Annotated in this window: 19 protein-coding genes; 7 read left to right on the plus strand and 12 right to left on the minus strand. The window is 67.5% G+C overall.

All coding sequences use genetic code 11. The annotated features are described in order from the left end of the window. Positions 1 to 223 precede the first annotated feature (223 nt). The 3 genes from C438_RS16445 to C438_RS16455 form a co-directional block, all read right to left on the minus strand. The gene (locus C438_RS16445; protein ID WP_004970827.1) at positions 224 to 655 is read right to left on the minus strand and encodes an SRPBCC family protein; all 432 of its coding nucleotides are present in this window, start codon (positions 653 to 655) and stop codon (positions 224 to 226) included. 43 nt (positions 656 to 698) lie between these two features. After that, positions 699 to 923, minus strand: a complete 225-nt coding sequence (locus C438_RS16450) for a DUF7123 family protein (RefSeq protein WP_004043755.1) — start codon at positions 921 to 923, stop codon at positions 699 to 701. A gap of 61 nt (positions 924 to 984) precedes the next feature. After that, entirely contained in the window at positions 985 to 1,167 is a 183-nt protein-coding gene (locus C438_RS16455; protein WP_004970828.1) for a DUF7525 family protein, read from the minus strand. A 155-nt stretch (positions 1,168 to 1,322) separates the two neighbouring features. Here C438_RS16455 and C438_RS16460 point away from each other — a divergent pair, with 155 nt between their 5' ends. Together C438_RS16460 and C438_RS16465 are read left to right on the plus strand one after the other, a co-directional pair. Beyond that, positions 1,323 to 2,489 carry an LEA type 2 family protein gene (locus C438_RS16460; protein WP_004970829.1) on the plus strand — a complete coding sequence of 389 codons (1,167 nt, stop codon included), beginning with the start codon at positions 1,323 to 1,325 and terminating at the stop codon, positions 2,487 to 2,489. A 183-nt stretch (positions 2,490 to 2,672) separates the two neighbouring features. Further along, a complete protein-coding gene (locus C438_RS16465) occupies positions 2,673 to 3,116 on the plus strand; it encodes a DUF7528 family protein (protein ID WP_004970830.1) in 444 nt (147 codons plus the stop codon). 36 nt (positions 3,117 to 3,152) lie between these two features. On the opposite strand, the gene C438_RS16470 is transcribed toward C438_RS16465, so the two are convergent. Next, entirely contained in the window at positions 3,153 to 4,184 is a 1,032-nt protein-coding gene (locus tag C438_RS16470) for a phosphate signaling complex PhoU family protein (protein WP_004970831.1), read from the minus strand. A gap of 316 nt (positions 4,185 to 4,500) precedes the next feature. Between C438_RS16470 and C438_RS16475 the strand changes: the two genes are divergently transcribed. Next, complete coding sequence (locus C438_RS16475) at positions 4,501 to 4,875, plus strand: carboxymuconolactone decarboxylase family protein (protein WP_004970833.1); 375 nt, start codon at positions 4,501 to 4,503, stop codon at positions 4,873 to 4,875. 77 nt (positions 4,876 to 4,952) lie between these two features. Here the strand turns inward: C438_RS16475 and C438_RS16480 are convergent, their stop codons facing one another. The 6 genes from C438_RS16480 to C438_RS16505 all read right to left on the minus strand — a co-directional run bounded on the left by C438_RS16480 (position 4,953) and on the right by C438_RS16505 (position 9,694). Further along, positions 4,953 to 6,017, minus strand: coding sequence for an ATP-NAD kinase family protein (locus C438_RS16480; protein WP_004970834.1), 1,065 nt, complete (start codon positions 6,015 to 6,017; stop codon positions 4,953 to 4,955). 294 nt (positions 6,018 to 6,311) lie between these two features. Then, entirely contained in the window at positions 6,312 to 7,004 is a 693-nt protein-coding gene (locus C438_RS16485; RefSeq protein ID WP_004970836.1) for a competence/damage-inducible protein A, read from the minus strand. 94 nt (positions 7,005 to 7,098) lie between these two features. Then, a complete protein-coding gene (locus tag C438_RS16490; protein WP_004970837.1) occupies positions 7,099 to 7,854 on the minus strand; it encodes a DUF5803 family protein in 756 nt (251 codons plus the stop codon). A gap of 4 nt (positions 7,855 to 7,858) precedes the next feature. Continuing rightward, the gene (locus tag C438_RS16495; protein ID WP_004970838.1) at positions 7,859 to 8,536 is read right to left on the minus strand and encodes a DUF2110 family protein; all 678 of its coding nucleotides are present in this window, start codon (positions 8,534 to 8,536) and stop codon (positions 7,859 to 7,861) included. Next, the gene (locus C438_RS16500) at positions 8,537 to 9,067 is read right to left on the minus strand and encodes a transcription factor (protein WP_004043767.1); all 531 of its coding nucleotides are present in this window, start codon (positions 9,065 to 9,067) and stop codon (positions 8,537 to 8,539) included. An 84-nt stretch (positions 9,068 to 9,151) separates the two neighbouring features. Continuing rightward, the gene (locus tag C438_RS16505) at positions 9,152 to 9,694 is read right to left on the minus strand and encodes a tRNA (cytidine(56)-2'-O)-methyltransferase (protein ID WP_004970839.1); all 543 of its coding nucleotides are present in this window, start codon (positions 9,692 to 9,694) and stop codon (positions 9,152 to 9,154) included. 174 nt (positions 9,695 to 9,868) lie between these two features. Here C438_RS16505 and C438_RS16510 point away from each other — a divergent pair, with 174 nt between their 5' ends. The 3 genes from C438_RS16510 to C438_RS16520 all read left to right on the plus strand — a co-directional run bounded on the left by C438_RS16510 (position 9,869) and on the right by C438_RS16520 (position 12,192). Next, positions 9,869 to 10,816, plus strand: a complete 948-nt coding sequence (locus tag C438_RS16510; protein WP_004970840.1) for an NAD-dependent epimerase/dehydratase family protein — start codon at positions 9,869 to 9,871, stop codon at positions 10,814 to 10,816. A gap of 136 nt (positions 10,817 to 10,952) precedes the next feature. Beyond that, on the plus strand, positions 10,953 to 11,705 hold the full coding sequence (locus tag C438_RS16515; RefSeq protein ID WP_004970841.1) for a DUF2797 domain-containing protein: 753 nt from the start codon (positions 10,953 to 10,955) through the stop codon (positions 11,703 to 11,705). Between the two features lie 58 nt (positions 11,706 to 11,763). Beyond that, positions 11,764 to 12,192: a hypothetical protein gene (locus tag C438_RS16520; RefSeq protein WP_004970842.1), complete on the plus strand. Its 429-nt coding sequence runs from the start codon at positions 11,764 to 11,766 to the stop codon at positions 12,190 to 12,192. A 27-nt stretch (positions 12,193 to 12,219) separates the two neighbouring features. On the opposite strand, the gene C438_RS16525 is transcribed toward C438_RS16520, so the two are convergent. Beyond that, positions 12,220 to 13,326, minus strand: a complete 1,107-nt coding sequence (locus C438_RS16525; RefSeq protein WP_004970843.1) for a glycosyltransferase family 4 protein — start codon at positions 13,324 to 13,326, stop codon at positions 12,220 to 12,222. Between the two features lie 102 nt (positions 13,327 to 13,428). After that, entirely contained in the window at positions 13,429 to 14,490 is a 1,062-nt protein-coding gene (locus C438_RS16530) for a glycosyltransferase family 4 protein (RefSeq protein WP_004970844.1), read from the minus strand. 109 nt (positions 14,491 to 14,599) lie between these two features. Between C438_RS16530 and C438_RS16535 the strand changes: the two genes are divergently transcribed. Continuing rightward, entirely contained in the window at positions 14,600 to 14,875 is a 276-nt protein-coding gene (locus C438_RS16535) for a ribonuclease P protein component 4 (RefSeq protein ID WP_004970845.1), read from the plus strand. Positions 14,876 to 14,898 lie beyond the last annotated feature (23 nt).

Below are 14,898 nucleotides of genomic sequence, written 5' to 3' on the forward strand. Positions count from 1 at the left end.
CGGGCTTGGGAGCGCGAAACGACGTGGCCACGCCGTTTCGGATGCCGCAACGGACCCCGAAACGTTGCGGCGGGTGCGGCGGATGTGGAGTCGCCGACGACTGGCGAGAAAAGCGCCTATTGCGTCGGCGACTTTCGCTAAGGAGCCGCGATGTATAAACCCACCGCAACACCCGTTCTCATACCCCGTGAGAACACGGTTCTCGCTGTCCCGGTCGCCGGTCTCAAGCGGTCGATTCGAACTCGCGTCGGAGCGCCGCTTCGAGGTTGTCGAGTTCGCGGTCGAGGTTGCGCTCGAAGAACGTCTCGACGCCGGGCAGTCGGCCGTCGACGGTGAACTCGTTGACGAGTCGGCTCCCGCCGTCGTGTTCTTCGATAGTGTGTTCGCCCGTCACCCGCATCACCCGCGACTTGCCGACGAACTTGACGTGGGTCGGCTCGTCGACCTCGATGTCTTCCGTCTCGACGGTCACCGTCGAACGGACGAGCGGAATCGGGAGTTCGAGATACCACGTCGCGTGGCGGCCGTCGTCGGCCACGTCGAAGCGGTCGACGACGCTGATAGCCCCCGCTCGCTTGGCCGGGTCGGCGATAAACTCCCAGACGCGCTCGCCGGGAGCGTCGAACTCGAACGTTCGTTTCACGCGGACGGTCATGAGATACCATCACACCTCCACAGTAAAAAGCCGTGGAATCGCTTCAGCTTCGGGTGACGCGCCACGTCGTCGAGCGGGCGCGCCCCCACTTCTCGATTTCGACGTCCTCGGACTTCTCGGCCAGTCGCGGCAGGCGGGACCCGACCTGTTTCGCGGTGAGACCGATAGCCTCGGCGATGTTCTTCGCCCGGAAGTAGCCCTCACCGCGGCTAACGCTGTCGCGGAGATAGGCGAGAATGCGTTGTTCCTCGTCGGTGTACTCAGTCATCCTCGGACCGTCTAGGGAATGGGCGTTATTAACGGTTACCCGTGTTCCTCAGCGTCGATAATTACTGGAACAGATGCGCGCCGGAGACGGCCAGCGAGGCCGCGATAATCGCCACCATGAACCCGAGCGCCTTCGTCAACTGGTCCGGTCCGGCGACCATCAGCCCTGCGCCGACGAGCGTGAGCACGCCGAACAACGCCGCAAAGCCGATGGACTTGTCGGATTGCACCGTCTTGGTTTCCATGTTTCCGACCTTCGCGGGTGCGCACTTAGTTCATTCGACACCGCCTGCCGTGGGGCGACCTGACGGGGGCGAAAGTGCGTGCGGTACGGTCCCACGAACCGGCGTCGCGCTCGGCCGTTCGACATATGTACCACTAGTCTCGTGTGTCCACAACGATGGGACTGACATCCGCGCTGTTCGGCGGCAAACTCCGTATCGCACTCGTCGCGCTGGTGCTCGTCGCGGCCGGCGTCGGCGGGGCGTACGCGGCCGGCGTCATCGGCGCGCCGAGCGTCGACCGGGTCGACAATCGATTCGCCGGCGTCAACGAGACGGCGACGGTCATCGAGACCGACCTGTACGTCTCGAACCCCAACCCGCTTTCGGCGAACCTCACCGGGCTCGAAGTCGACTACGGCGTCGAGATGAACGGGATTCGGATGGCGACCGGCGAGAAGGACGGCGTCTCAGTCGGACAGGGGACCTCGGCGGTCCCGCTCCGGACGACGCTCGAAAACGAGCGCATCCCCCAGTGGTGGGTCTCGCACATCCAGAACGGCGAACACACCGACCTCGCCGTGAATGCCACCGTCACCTCTGAGACGCTCGGGCGGACCTTCGAAGCGCCCGAGATTACCCGGAGCATCGACACCGACCTGCTGTCGGCGTTCAACTCCACGGAGACCCGCGAGATAAACGCGGAGTCGCCGGTCGTCTCCGACCCCGTGTTGTACGTCAACGAGACGAAAGCCGAGTGGGGCGAGTCCACGGACGAGCGCACGGCGCTCGAACTCACGTTCGTCGTCCACAACCCCAAGCCGTACCCGGTCGCGGTCTCCGAACTCGGCTACGACATCTCGATGAACGACGTGGACGTCGGCGAGGGGACGACGAACTCCGAGTACGTCATCTCCCCGCAGTCGACGGAGACCATCGAGGCGACGACCCACATCGAAAACGACAGGCTCGACGACTGGTGGGTCACGCACCTCGAACGCGACCAGACGACCGACCTGCGCATCGACTTCTACGCGAACCTCGACGCCGGCGGCACGACGCTTCGCGTCCCCCTCGACCCGCTGACCTACGAGAAGACGTTCGAGACGGACATCTTCGGAAACAAGGCGGCGTCGGGCGGAAACGAGACGGCGGACGAAACGGCGACAGCGACTGAGACGACGGCGACCGAGACGGCCGCGGAAACCGCGACCACCATCTCGACCGCGACCGCAACCGAGACTTCGACAGACACCGCGACGGCCGCACCCACAACCACGACGACGACCGCAACGACGACGTCGTCAGACGGCGAGACCACGACGACCGACGACGGCCTGCTGTAGCGGCCGGGCCACACCGCCCGCGGGACGCTCGTCGAACCGCCGTTCGACGGCCCCGATTCGCCGAGAAATCTTCGGTGATTCCTGACTCAGCCGACAACTCTTTACCCTCGGCTACGATACTCGATGATATGACACGGAGTACCCACGCTCCTGATCGAGTTCTTCTCCCGTAATGAGAACCCTGTGTCCGTCGAGAGCGACGACGAAACCATCGTCGTCTCCTTTGGCGACCAGTCCTGTGAACTGTCCCGAGACGCCGCCGCCGACCTGCAGGAGGCCATCGGTTCGGCGCTGACCGAGAAACGGGAGTTCTTCCGCACGGCCGGCGAGTACCGCCGGGACGGCAGTTACGTCGTCTCCCGCCGCGGCGCGGACTCCACCGGCAACGCGAAGGTGTTCACCAGTTTCGACGAACTGCGCCGCCTGTACGACCGCCTCCCCGAGCGCTTTACCGCCGAGGACATCGGTCGCACCGGCATCACCGGGTCGCGCCGCCACATGATACTCCGGCACTTCGGCGAGCATCCGGGGTTCGACTGCCGCATCGCCAGTCGGAACCCGCTGACGGGCGAAAAAGAGTCGTCCGAGACCGAGAACAACGAGGCGATGGAAGTCGTCGCCGACTGAGCGAGACGGCCGCGGCCGCGGCCGCTTTTCGGTTCCTCAGTCTATCGTGACGTGGTCGGACTCCTCGTTGAGCGCGAGGTTCGACGCGATTTCGGCGTTCCGCATCGCGTACTGCGCGGTCTGCTGGAGGCTGACGAGCACCTCGCGAATCTGGAGGAGTTTCTGGTTTTCCATCTCCGGGAGGTCGTTGAGGATGTCGCGCTCGCGGTCGCTTATCTCGCGGAACAGCTCTCGGCACTCGATGGTGAGGTCGTAGTCGCGCTCGACGACGGCCCGCACCGCGGTCGTCGTAATCTCGTCGACGTGGTCCGTGAACTCGCGGATGCGCCGCATCGTCGACTGGTCGACGTCGATGGTGTGGCCCTCGGCGTCCATGACGATGTTGGCGATGTCCTCGGCGTTGTCGGCGGTCAGTTCGAGGTTCTTCGCCACCGAGCGGTAGCCGATGAGCGGGAAGCCGGAGTCGAGGCCGACCGCCCGCGCGAGGTTGGGGTTCTGGTAGGACGTGAAGATGAGCCGAAGCAGGAGGACGAAAATCTTGTTCGCCTGTCGCTCGCGGTTGAGCGCCCGCTGGGCGAGGTCTGGGTTGCCGTGGGCGAGCGCCTTGACGGCCTCGCCGCGCATCGTACTGCCCGTGTTTTCGAGGCGTTCGAGCAGGTTGTCGAGGGTGAAGTCCTCCGCGTCGACAGAACAGCGAATCGCGATTCGCTCTGGCGTCTCCTCGATGACGCCGAGGCCCATGAGCTGGGTCTCGGCCTTGTAGACGGCGTTGATGTGGTCCGAATCGAGCGCGCCCTCGCTTTTCTCGATGTGGATGACGCGCCGTCCGAGGACGTACTGCGCCACGATGGCGCGTTCGAGCGCCTCCGCGTTCAGACTGTCGGCGCGAATCGTCGCCTTCGAATCTTCGGTGTTGACCGATTCGGGGAGAACGGTCAGCGTTCCCTTACCGCTCGTCCGAATGGTCACCTCGTCGCCCTTCTCGACGTTGTGTTCCTTGGCCCACTCCGCTGGAAGCGTCATCGCCAGCGTGGAGGGACCGAGACGCTGGACTTTCCGGGTCTCCATGGTAGTCAGAACCCATCCAATGACCTTAAATCTCACTATATTACACCCTCTGTGAATAATGGGTTGCAGGTGTCATTGTACATGATTCAAAATATTAAATCAGTTGCGTCACTCGGCTTCGACCGGGCGGCGAACCGTCGCGAAGAGCGACGTATTAACCGCGCGTTTCGACGGAACGTCGTCGATGCGAGTAGATTATACTCGTTCAGCATATTCATAACTTTACTGCTTCGGAACGTCGTAATAAGCGCCTCCAGGCTACGGGATAGCGGAGGTGGAGGGGAGAGAGATGGTATCGAAAGCCACACGACAAGAGATGGAGGGGATGCTCGGCCAGGTCCCGAGTTGGATGGAGGACGTGGCAGAGCCGGCGAGCGAACACAGTTGGGGGCTCTTCCGCGACCTCAATCTGGGAGAAGACACCGAACTGTCCGGGCGAGAGAAGGCGCTCATCGGCGTCGGCGTCGCGGCCGCGACTAACTGCCCGTACTGCACCTACTTCCACACCGAGGAAGCGCGGTTGAGCGGCGTCACCGACGAGGAACTCAGAGAGGCCGTCAACCTCGCCGCCGACACGAAGTACTTCTCGACGGTGCTCCACGGGAACGAGACCGACCTCGGCGATTTCAAGGCCGAAACGGACGAAATCGTCGAGTACATCACGAAACGACAGGCACCGGCGGACGACTGACGAGACGGCCGACGGAAACGGTCTCTCGCTCGATTTTTCCGTTGGCGCGGCGGGTCGCCGCGACCGGCGTGCGCCGCTCACTCGATTTTCATCATCCGGCGCTCGACGCGGCCCACCCGGACTTTCGTCCACCCGCGGAGGTCGGCGTCGAGGTCGGGGTCGTCGGTGTCGACCCGGAGGACCGGAATCGCGTCGAGTTTCGACCGGGAGGCGACGACCGACACGTCACAGCGGCGAATCACCGCCGGCGAGAGCTGGGGGTTGCCGCGGCCGAAGACGAACCCCTGTCCGCCGATGGGGGTGACGACGATAACGTTCTCCTCGCCGAGGTTATCGAGGATGTCGGCCTCCGTCGCGTCGCGGGCGAGCACCTCGCCGTCGCGGTAGACGTCGACGCCGAGCGGCGACCCGTCGATTTCCAGTTCGGTTTTCACCGCGCCGACGGTGCTTCCGGGGCCGAGGACGTAGGTGACGCCCGTCGTCGCGCGGATGTCGTCGGCGACGCCCGCGGCGAGCGCCTCGACGGTGCCGCCGCCGGTCTGTTTCGACGATTGGAGGTCCTCGGCGACGGGGACGTGCGCGACCGCACGAAGCTCCGGTCTGACCTCGCCGGCGCGGTAGTCGTCCTCGTCGATGTCCATGACCTCGCGGGCCTCGGTCCGCTCGAACGACGTGACGACGTGGGCGGCGTCCTCCGGTGAGACGGCGAACACGGAGGAGTAGACCTTCACGCCCGCGGGGACGCCGAGCATCGGCACGTCGGTCCCGTCGAGCGCCTCGGCGACGTCCGCCGCGGTGCCGTCGCCGCCGACGAACAACACGAGGTCCGCGTCGGCGTCGACGAACGCCTCGACGGCGGCGACGGTGTCGGCCGCGCTCGTCTCGTCGCCGGACGGCTCGCCGAGCACCTCGGGGTCGAAGCCGGCGTCTCGGGCGGCCGCCGCGCCCATCTCGCCGCCCCACGCGAGTAGTTCCGCCTCGGGGGCGGCCTCGAAGAGTCGGACGAGCGCCCGTCGCGCCCGCTCGGGCGACCGCGGCTCCGCGCCGCGCGCTCTGGCCTCCGCGACTTTCCCGTCGGTTCCCTTCAGGCCGACCCGGCCGCCCATCCCCGCGACGGGGTTGACGGCGACACCGATTCGCATGACTGAACGAACCCGCGCCCGGGGGAAAAGCGACGCGGTAGCCGACGAGAGGGGAGCCGACGAGAAGCGACCGGGTTGGCCCCACGGATTCGCGGACGCTCGCGCCGCGACAACTGTCGCCAGAACCTCACCGTTTAAGAACCGGACGTGGGAACTGTCACCTATGATTCCGCTATCAGCCAGCGAGCAGGTGTTGCCGACCTCGGAGACGGCCGCGACCGTGCTTCTCGTGGGTATCCTCATGACCGCCGGGTGGCTCTGGTACCTCCAGCGCTGACCGTCGGCCGACCGACCCTATTCTTCGTACAGGTCCACGCGCGCTTCGAGCCACGCGGCCGCCGATTCGACCGCCTCCTCGTCGGCCCCGGCGAGCTTGATTCTGACGTGGTCGCCGGGGTAGCTCCCGACGGTCACGTCGAACGCCGATTGGACGGCCTCGAACCGCTCGATGAGCGAACTCTCCGGCTCCGAGGTGTGGACGAACCGGACGTGAGTCCGCTCGCCGTCGAACTCGTCGGCGACGCGGGCGAACATGGCTTTCATCTCGCCGGGGACGCCGGGGAGCACGTACACCGACCCGACGACCGCGCCGGGCGCGACGCCCTCGTCGTTCGGGAGCATCCGCGACCCCGCGGGGAGGTCGGTCGTCCCCTCCACGAGGTCGGCCGCGGAGTAGCCGCCGTTGGCCTCCAGCCACTCCTCGGCGTCGGCGTTGCGCTCCAGCGAGCGCCCGAACGCGGCCGCGACGGCCTCCATCGTCACGTCGTCGTGGGTCGGTCCCAGCCCGCCGGTGACGACGACGGCGTCGTACTCGGCGTGGTACTCGTTGACCACGCGGGCGATGTCGGCGACGCGGTCGGGGACCGTCGTCACGCGCTCGACGGAGACGCCCCGCGCCGTCAGTTCCTCGCAGAGCCACGCGGCGTTCGTGTTGACGGTGTCGCCGGCGAGGAGTTCGTCCCCGACGGTGACCACGGCGACTTGCATACCCCGAGCTAGCGGGTTGCGAGGCAAAAAAGCGTTCACACCGGCGAACCCGGCGAACCGGTCGGCCGACCGACGCCGCGGTTGAACCCGTCTCTCAGCGGTCGTCGTCTTCGACGTCCAGACCGAGTTCCTGCCTGCGGTCGCGGAGCGCCTGAATCTGCCGGCGGTAGTACAGTATCCCCGCGCCGCCGACCAGCACCGAGACGGCCGCGACGGCCGCGAAGATGCCGAGGTCGCGCTGGAGGTAGAACTGCACGACGACGTTCCCGTCTGTCACCTCGTCCCACCGGATGTGGAGCCGGTCGTCGACGACTTCGGTGTCGTAGCCCGACGGCCGGACCGACCCGAATACCGGGAAGTCGACGCGGCGGTCCGCGGGCAGGACGACCTCGTAGCTCCCCTCGACGAAGACGGGAAGCGAGAACCGCTTGGGCGTCGAGGGCGAACTGAACGCGATTTTGCCGTCGCTCTCGGCGTCCGCGGGGAGCGTGACGTTCGTGATGCGGTCGTTCTGCGTCACGTCGCCGCCGCGGGCCTTCAGTTCGGTCCCGTTGACGACGGTCCCGTTCTCGTAGCGGTAGCGGACCGCCTCGACCGAAAGCGGCGTCCGACTGCCGAAGCCGTCGAACCGGTAGAGTTCGACCGACGAGCTGTTCACCTCGTAGACAGCGCGGAACCGGCCGTTTTCCTGTACCGTGATGTGCGCGTCGGTCTCCGCGGACCACGCGTAGTCGCCGTCGGGCGCGGCGTCGAGCCGGTCGTTCGAGACGCTGGAGGTGCCGCCGAGACAGCCGGCGGTCACGAGGAGGAGGGCGAGCACGGCGATGCCGACGAGGAGTCGCCTGTTCATCCTCTTACTGGCCGATGACGCACTTCAGCTCCGACGGGAGGTACGAGCCGATGCTCGCGAGGAGGCCCGGCGGGTCGGTCTCGTCCCGGCAGACGATGCTCTGTTCGAGGAGGCCGAGGCGCTCGACGGTCACGATGTCCTTCGCGTGGCCGGCGCGGTTGACCGTCGCGCGGACCTCGCCGCGGGTCGCGCTGTTGACGTTGACGCGACCGCTCCCGCGGGTCCAGTCGTAGAGGCGGTCTATCTGCTCGTCGGCCAGCCGCGAGGGCCCCTCGTCGCCGCCGTAGACGAACGTCAGCGGCATGTGCTGGACGAGGCCGAAGCGGTCGCGAACCTGGGTCGCGGAGCCGCGGCCGAGGCCGAGTTCCTCGGTCGGGATGCGCACTTCGATGCCCGCGTCGAGGACGAAGCCGTCGTCGTCCCAGTGTTCGAGGGTGCCGACGTAGGTCTCGCCGGCCGACAGGTGCGGCGTGACCTCGCCCCACTCCTCGCGGAGGACGTTCCGCGCGACCGTCTCGTCGTCGCCGGAGACCGTCACGGAGATGAAGCCGTCGTCGCGGACGCCGATGTCGTACTCGACGTCGAGGTCGCCGATGTCGTTGGCGACGAGCGAGGTGAGGCTGTCGAGCGCCCGCTCGCGGGCGTCACCGTCGATGTAGCATTTCGTTGCGAGAACGACCATTCAGTTCGTCCCCGTCACTTCGACGTTGAGCTCGTCGCGAAGCTCTTCGATGCGTCGCTCCATCGCGTCGACGAGGTCGTCGTTGTCCATCGGTTCGAGTTGCGCGCCCGTCTCGGGGCACTGGAAGCCGTGTTCCATCGCCTCGGAGAACTCGAAGCGGATGCCGGCGGGCTCCGAGAGGTAGAACTCGTGGTTGCGCTCGTAGTCGAGGCGCTCTTCGAGCGCGTCGAGGAGGCGGTACATCTCCTCTTCGAGGTTCTCGGGGATGTTCTCGTAGTGGAAGGTCCAGAGGTAGGTGAGCCAGCCGGAGTCCTCGTCGCGGACGCGACGATACGACGCGAGGTCGTTCTCGTAGAGGATAAACAGCGCGCGTCGCACGTCGTTGAGTTCGAGCCGCAGTTCCTCGGCGAGTTCCTCGTCGGTGACCTCGCCGTCCGGGGGTGCCGCCGCGACCGGCATCCCGGTTGGCCCGACCAACTCGTGGAGGTACTTCTGGATAACAGGGTCGTTCAGTAACTCCTCAAAAGCCATTGTGCGAAATGGCGTCAGGAACGCCATTAAGTCTTATTACTCCCGGACAGTGGAGAACCGCCAGCGGGCGCGCCGACGCGCCGATTACTCCTCGTCGGCCGGCACGACTTTCTTGCCCGTCGCCATCGGAACCACCCGATTTTCGGCGTCCTCCCACTCGCGGTCGAGTTCGCGCCCGTCGAACAGGCGGTCGAGGAACACCGCGAGGCCGGCGACCTCCGAGTGCGGCTGGTTCGTGACGCCGACGTTCCAGTCGGCCCCCTCGTACACCTCGAAGGGGACCTTCTCCCCGCCGACGACGACGAGAAGCGGTTCCTCGGCGTGCGCCTCGCGGATGTCGGCTTCCACGTCCTGAACGCGCTCGCCGTACATCGTGAGGTGGACGACCTTCCCCTCCCAGTTGCGGATGACGCCGTTGAGCGCCTCGGTGAGTTCGACCTCGAAGGGGCCGCCGAACCGGCCCGTGATGTCCTCGACCGTCTCCATCGAGTGGCCGGCGTTGTCCGGGAGGATAACCCGGTCCGCGCCGAGCGCGCGGGCCGTCAGGCCGACGTGCGTCGTCATCCGGTCGTCGCGCCCCGGTCGGTGTCCGTACCGGAGGACGGCGACCTCGGGTTCGTTGTGCATGTCTCTCCGAAGACGGCGGGGGAAAGTGGTGCTTTCGGAACGCGGGCGGCGGAGTGGGCGGAGACGGGACGGCGGGTTGGCGGTCGTCGCGGACGACGGTCGCGGGCGACCGCCGACGCCCGACCGCGGTCCCGAGGGGAAACGGACTTATCACTCGGCCGAATTATCTGTGCCATGTCGCTGGAACTCTCCGACAAGCGCGTCCTCGTGACCGGGGGCGCAGGTCTCGTCGGGTCTCACCTCGCCGCGCGCCTCTCCGAGGACAACCACGTCGTCGTCGCCGACGACCTCTCGAAGGGCGTCCGCGAGCAGGTCCCCGACGGCGTCGAGTTCGTACAGGCCGACATGACCGACGCCGACGACGTCGCCGAGGCCGTCACCGAGGACCTCGACATCGTCTTCCACTTCGCGGCCTACACCGACACGAACTACGGCAACCCCCGACAGCTGTTCGAGGAGAACACCGAGATGACCTACAACGTCCTCGAACGGATGCAGGAGGTCGGCGTGTCGAACATCGCCTTCACCTCCTCGTCGACGGTTTACGGCGAGGCCCCGCGGCCGACCCCCGAGGACTACGCCCCCCTCGAACCCATCAGCATCTACGGCTCCTCCAAGCTCGCCGACGAGGGCCTGCTTTCGACGTTCGCCCACTCCTACGACTTCACGGTCTACATGTACCGCTTCGCCAACATCGTCGGCCCGAACCAGCGCGGCAACGTCATCCCGGACTTCATCGAGAAGCTCCTCGAAGACCCCGAGACGCTCGAAATCCTCGGCGACGGCCGCCAAGAGAAGTCCTACCTCCACGTCGAGGACTGCATCGACGCGATGTGCCACGTCGTCGAACACGCCGACCGCGACTACAACGTCTACAACCTCGGCACGCGGACGACAACCTCGGTGACGACCATCGCCGACATCGTCGCCGACGTGCTGGACCTCGACCCCGAGTTCGAGTACACCGGCGGCGACCGCGGCTGGACCGGCGACGTGCCGAAGATGCGGCTGTCCATCGAGAAGCTCTCGGCGCTCGGCTGGGAGCCGGACGGGTCGAGCGACGAGGCCGTCCGCCGCGCCGCCGAGGAACTCGCCGAGGAGCTTCGCGCCGAGTGCGAGTAACGGCGGCCGATAACCGCGGCAGACAACCGAGCCCGACAACCACGACCAACGCCGACACCCGGGGCGACGCCCGGCAGACCCCGCGGCCCGCTCCCGGAGCGAGCCACCTTTCTACCGCGACTCCCTACCCCGGAGCGTGCAGGTCGTCGGCTACGATACCGGAACCCCCGCGCTGTTCGTGAGCGCGAGCGGCGGCATCGACTCGGTCGCGCTCGCCCCCGGCACCGAACTCGACTACCGCCTCGGCGACCGCCACTGCGCGGGCACCATTCACGACGACCGCCACGTCGCCTGCGACAACGACCGCGCGCCGTACTGCTCGGACCACCGCCACACGTGGGTCTGCGCGAAATGTACCGGGACGTGCCTGAAAGACGAGATGGACTGCTACGAGGACCACGCGGTCTACCTCGCCGCGTTCGCCCCGGACACGTTCAAGGTCGGCGTCACCCGCGAATGGCGACTCGACACCCGCCTGCGCGAGCAGGGCGCGGACCGCGCGGCCCACGTCCGGACGTTCTCGGACGGACGCCTCGCCCGCGAGTACGAAGCCGAACTGGCGACCGAGATTCCCGACCGCGTCCGCGTCCCGACCAAAATCGAGGGGTTCGGCCGGTCGGTCGACGCCGCGGCGTGGGACGCGCTCGTCTCCGAGTTCGACCCCATCGAGACGTTCGCGTTCGACTACGGCCTCGACCTCGACCTCGACGGCTCGCCGGTCGCAGAAACTGTCGCCACGGGAACCGTCCGCGGCGTGAAGGGGCGCGTGCTCGTCCTCGACCACCGCGGGACGACCTACGCGGTGGACCTTCGCGACCTCGTCGGCCACGAACTCGACGACGGCGGGACCGACCGCGACCTCCAGTCGAGCCTCGGCGCGTTCGGGTGAGCGGTCACGAATTTCAGAGACCGTCAGCACTTTCCGGGAGGACGGCCAATCCGCTCTCATGGCTGACGACGAACCCGCAGACGAGACGCAGACGCCCGACGAGGGCGACGACGGCGAAGAGGAGAAGTCGTTCCGCGAGCGGGTCGAAGAGATTCGACAGCGCCGCGAGAAAGAGCGCGAGGAAGGCGAACGCCCCGACCCCGAAGAGATGATGGGCGGCGGCGGCCCCGGCGGCATGGGCGGCGGCGGCAACCCCTTCGCGCAGATGATGAGCGGCATGATGGGCGGCGGCGGCCCCGGCGGCATGGGCGGTGGCGGCGGCATGGGCGGCGGCCCCGGAAGCATGGGCGGCGGTCCGCGCGACCCCGAGCAGGGAAGCGGAAGCGACGAACAGCTCGTCCGCGAGGTCCGACAGCTCCGCGACGAGGTCCGCGACGTGAACCGCGAACTGCGCCGCATCGCCGACGCGCTCGAAGACCGCGACTGACGCGGTTTCGCAGTCGGTCCCGCTGTTTTATTCCGACGCCACCCGGTCGTAGAGCGCCGCGAGCCGGTCGACGGAGCGGTCGACGCTCACCTCGTCGCGGCGGTCGAGACAGCGCGCGCTGAGTGCCTCGCGCTCCGCGAGCGCCCGCCGAATCCCGCGGCGGAAGCCCTCCAAGTCCCCGGACTCGTAGTGGTAGCCGGTCACGCCGTCGAGGACGGTGTCCTCCAGCGCGCCCTCGTTGACGCCGACGACGGGCGTCCCGCAGGCGTTGGCCTCCAGCGCGACGAGCCCCTGCGTCTCGACCGGGCTCGGGAAGCAGAACACGTCGAGCGCGGAGTAGAACGCCGGCAGTTCCTCGCGGTCGAGGAAGCCGAGGAAGCGAGCGTCAACGCCGAGGTCGTCGGCGAGGGCGGACAGCTCGTCGCGGGCGGGGCCGTCGCCGCCGAAGACGAGCGTCGCGTCGAGGTCGGCCCCGGCGCGGACGAGTTCGTCGAGGCGCTTCTCGTAGCCGTGTCGGCCCGTGTAGCCGATGAGGTCCCCGTCCCCGAGGTCGTAGCGGCGGCGGAAGTCGTCGCCCGCGACCGGTTCGAACCGCTCGACGTCGATGCCGTTCGAGAGGACGACGATTTCGGCCTCGACGCCGACCTCGTCGACGAGGCGGCGCTCGGCGTCCTCGCTCGGGACGATGACGGCGTCGGCGCGGTCGAAGAACCACCGCTCGTAGCGCTCGGCGGTGCGCTCGACGCCGCGCTCGATAGCGCCGACGGAGCTGAGGTACTCGGCGTACTCGCCGGTCGGGGTGTGGTAGGTCGCCACGAGCGGGAGGTCGCGCCGCCGAGCGAGTCGAAGCCCGGCCAGCCCGAGGCCGAACGGGGTGTGGGCGTGGACGACATCCACGTCGTCGACGGCTCCCGGAATCCGCGGCGCGCCGATTCGAACCCCCTCGTAGAACGGGAACGGGAGGCTTCTGACGCCGTACTCGCCCGGCTCGGGGTCGTAGTCGTCGTCCGCCGGGAACACCACGTCCATGCGGCCGCCGCGGCGGTTCCACCGCTCCCGCCACGTCTGAATCGTGTAGGAGACGCCGTTGACGGTCGGCAAGTACGTGTCAGTGAACGCGGCGACCGACTGCATGGCCGTTCGTGCGACCCCGACGGGATAAACCGTTGTGACTTCCCGCAGGAATGTCGTGTGTTATCGTGTCTGTTGCGTACCGATGGCCGGTTATCTCGCCAGTCAGCCTTCGAGTCGCCCGGCCAGCGCGTCTTCGTACGTCTCGACGAGCCTGTCGCCGACGCGGTCGAGACTGTGTTCGGCGGCCGTCTCGCGGGCGTTCTCGCCGAGTCGCCGCCGGAGGTCGGGGTCGCGGGCGAGCAGGTCGAGCGCCCGGCGGAACTCCGCGTCGGTCGAACACTTCAGGCAGTCGTGGCCGTGGGTGTAGAACTCCTCGAACACCGGGATGTCGCGGAGGACGACCGCCTTCCCGCAGGCCATCGCTTCGAGGACCGCGATGCCCTGATTCTCGTTTTTCGTCGCAAAGAGGTAGACGTCGCCCGCGCCGAACGCGCCGCGGATGTCGTCTATCCAGCCGGTGAACGCGACGTTCTCCGGGGCGTTTTCGACCCAGTACCGCACCTTCTTCGAGGCGTGCGGGCCGGTGTCGTAGGGGCCGAACCACGCGAAGTCGTAGTCGGTCTCCTGCGCCAGCGTGCAGAACGTCGTCAGGCCCTTGCGCTCGAAGACGTTGCCGACGGTGAAGACGGTCATCCCGTCGAGGTCGTACTCGGCTCGGTACTCGTCGCGGAGGTCCTCGAATCCCGCCAGCGCCTCGGTGTCGACGCCGTTGGAGACGGGGCGAATCGGCGCGTCGACCGGGTAGGATTCGAGGGTTCGCTTCGTGTACTCGGACGGACAGAGCACCACGTCGGCCTGCGAGTAGAACCACTTGAGGTACCTCCCGAGGGCGGGGGCGACCGCGGTCGACCCGCGGAAGCTCTCGGCGAAGTCCTCGCGGGTGACGTGCGAATGGAGGACGAGCGGGATGTCGTTCCGCTTGGCGTGTCTGGCCACGGCGAGCGAGCCGGGGCCGATGAGGTTGCAGTGGGCCACGTCGTAGTCGCGGACGACCCCGTCGCCCCGCAGGGCGCTCGCGGCACCCGCGGCGACCGACTCGGGCCACGGGGAGGTGACGACCTCCACGTCGGTCGTGGCGAGCGCCGCCCGCTGTTGGTCGGTGGCGGTGCCGATGCCGCTACGGTCGAGTTGCGAGGCGAACTCGAGGTAGTTCAGGACGCGCACAGTCGCCGTTTTTCGGGGCGGGGTATCACAGTACCGGCTTCGGTCCTCCGGCGTCGGCCCTGCGCCGCGGTTCGGAACGTCTTTGTCCGGGCCGCTCGCCCGAACGTGTATGAACATCGCGGAGGAGCGCATCGACCGACTCCACGCCCTCGCCCGCGAGGCGGCGAGCGACCGCGACCACGAGCGCGCCCGCGAGTACGTCCGCCTCGCCCGTCGCGTCGCGGAGCGGAACCGCTGTGGCCTCCCGAAGGCGTTCCGCCGGTTCACCTGCGACGACTGCGACGCCTACCTCCGCCCGGGCGTCAACGCCCGCGTCCGAACCCGCGCCGGCGGTCACGTCGTCGTCAGATGCGACTGCGGGGCGACGAAACGCTACCCGTACTGACCGCCCTGCGGCGGTTCCGGCAG

Origin of the sequence: Haloferax denitrificans ATCC 35960 (genome assembly GCF_000337795.1) — an archaeon.
Lineage (GTDB): Archaea > Halobacteriota > Halobacteria > Halobacteriales > Haloferacaceae > Haloferax > Haloferax denitrificans.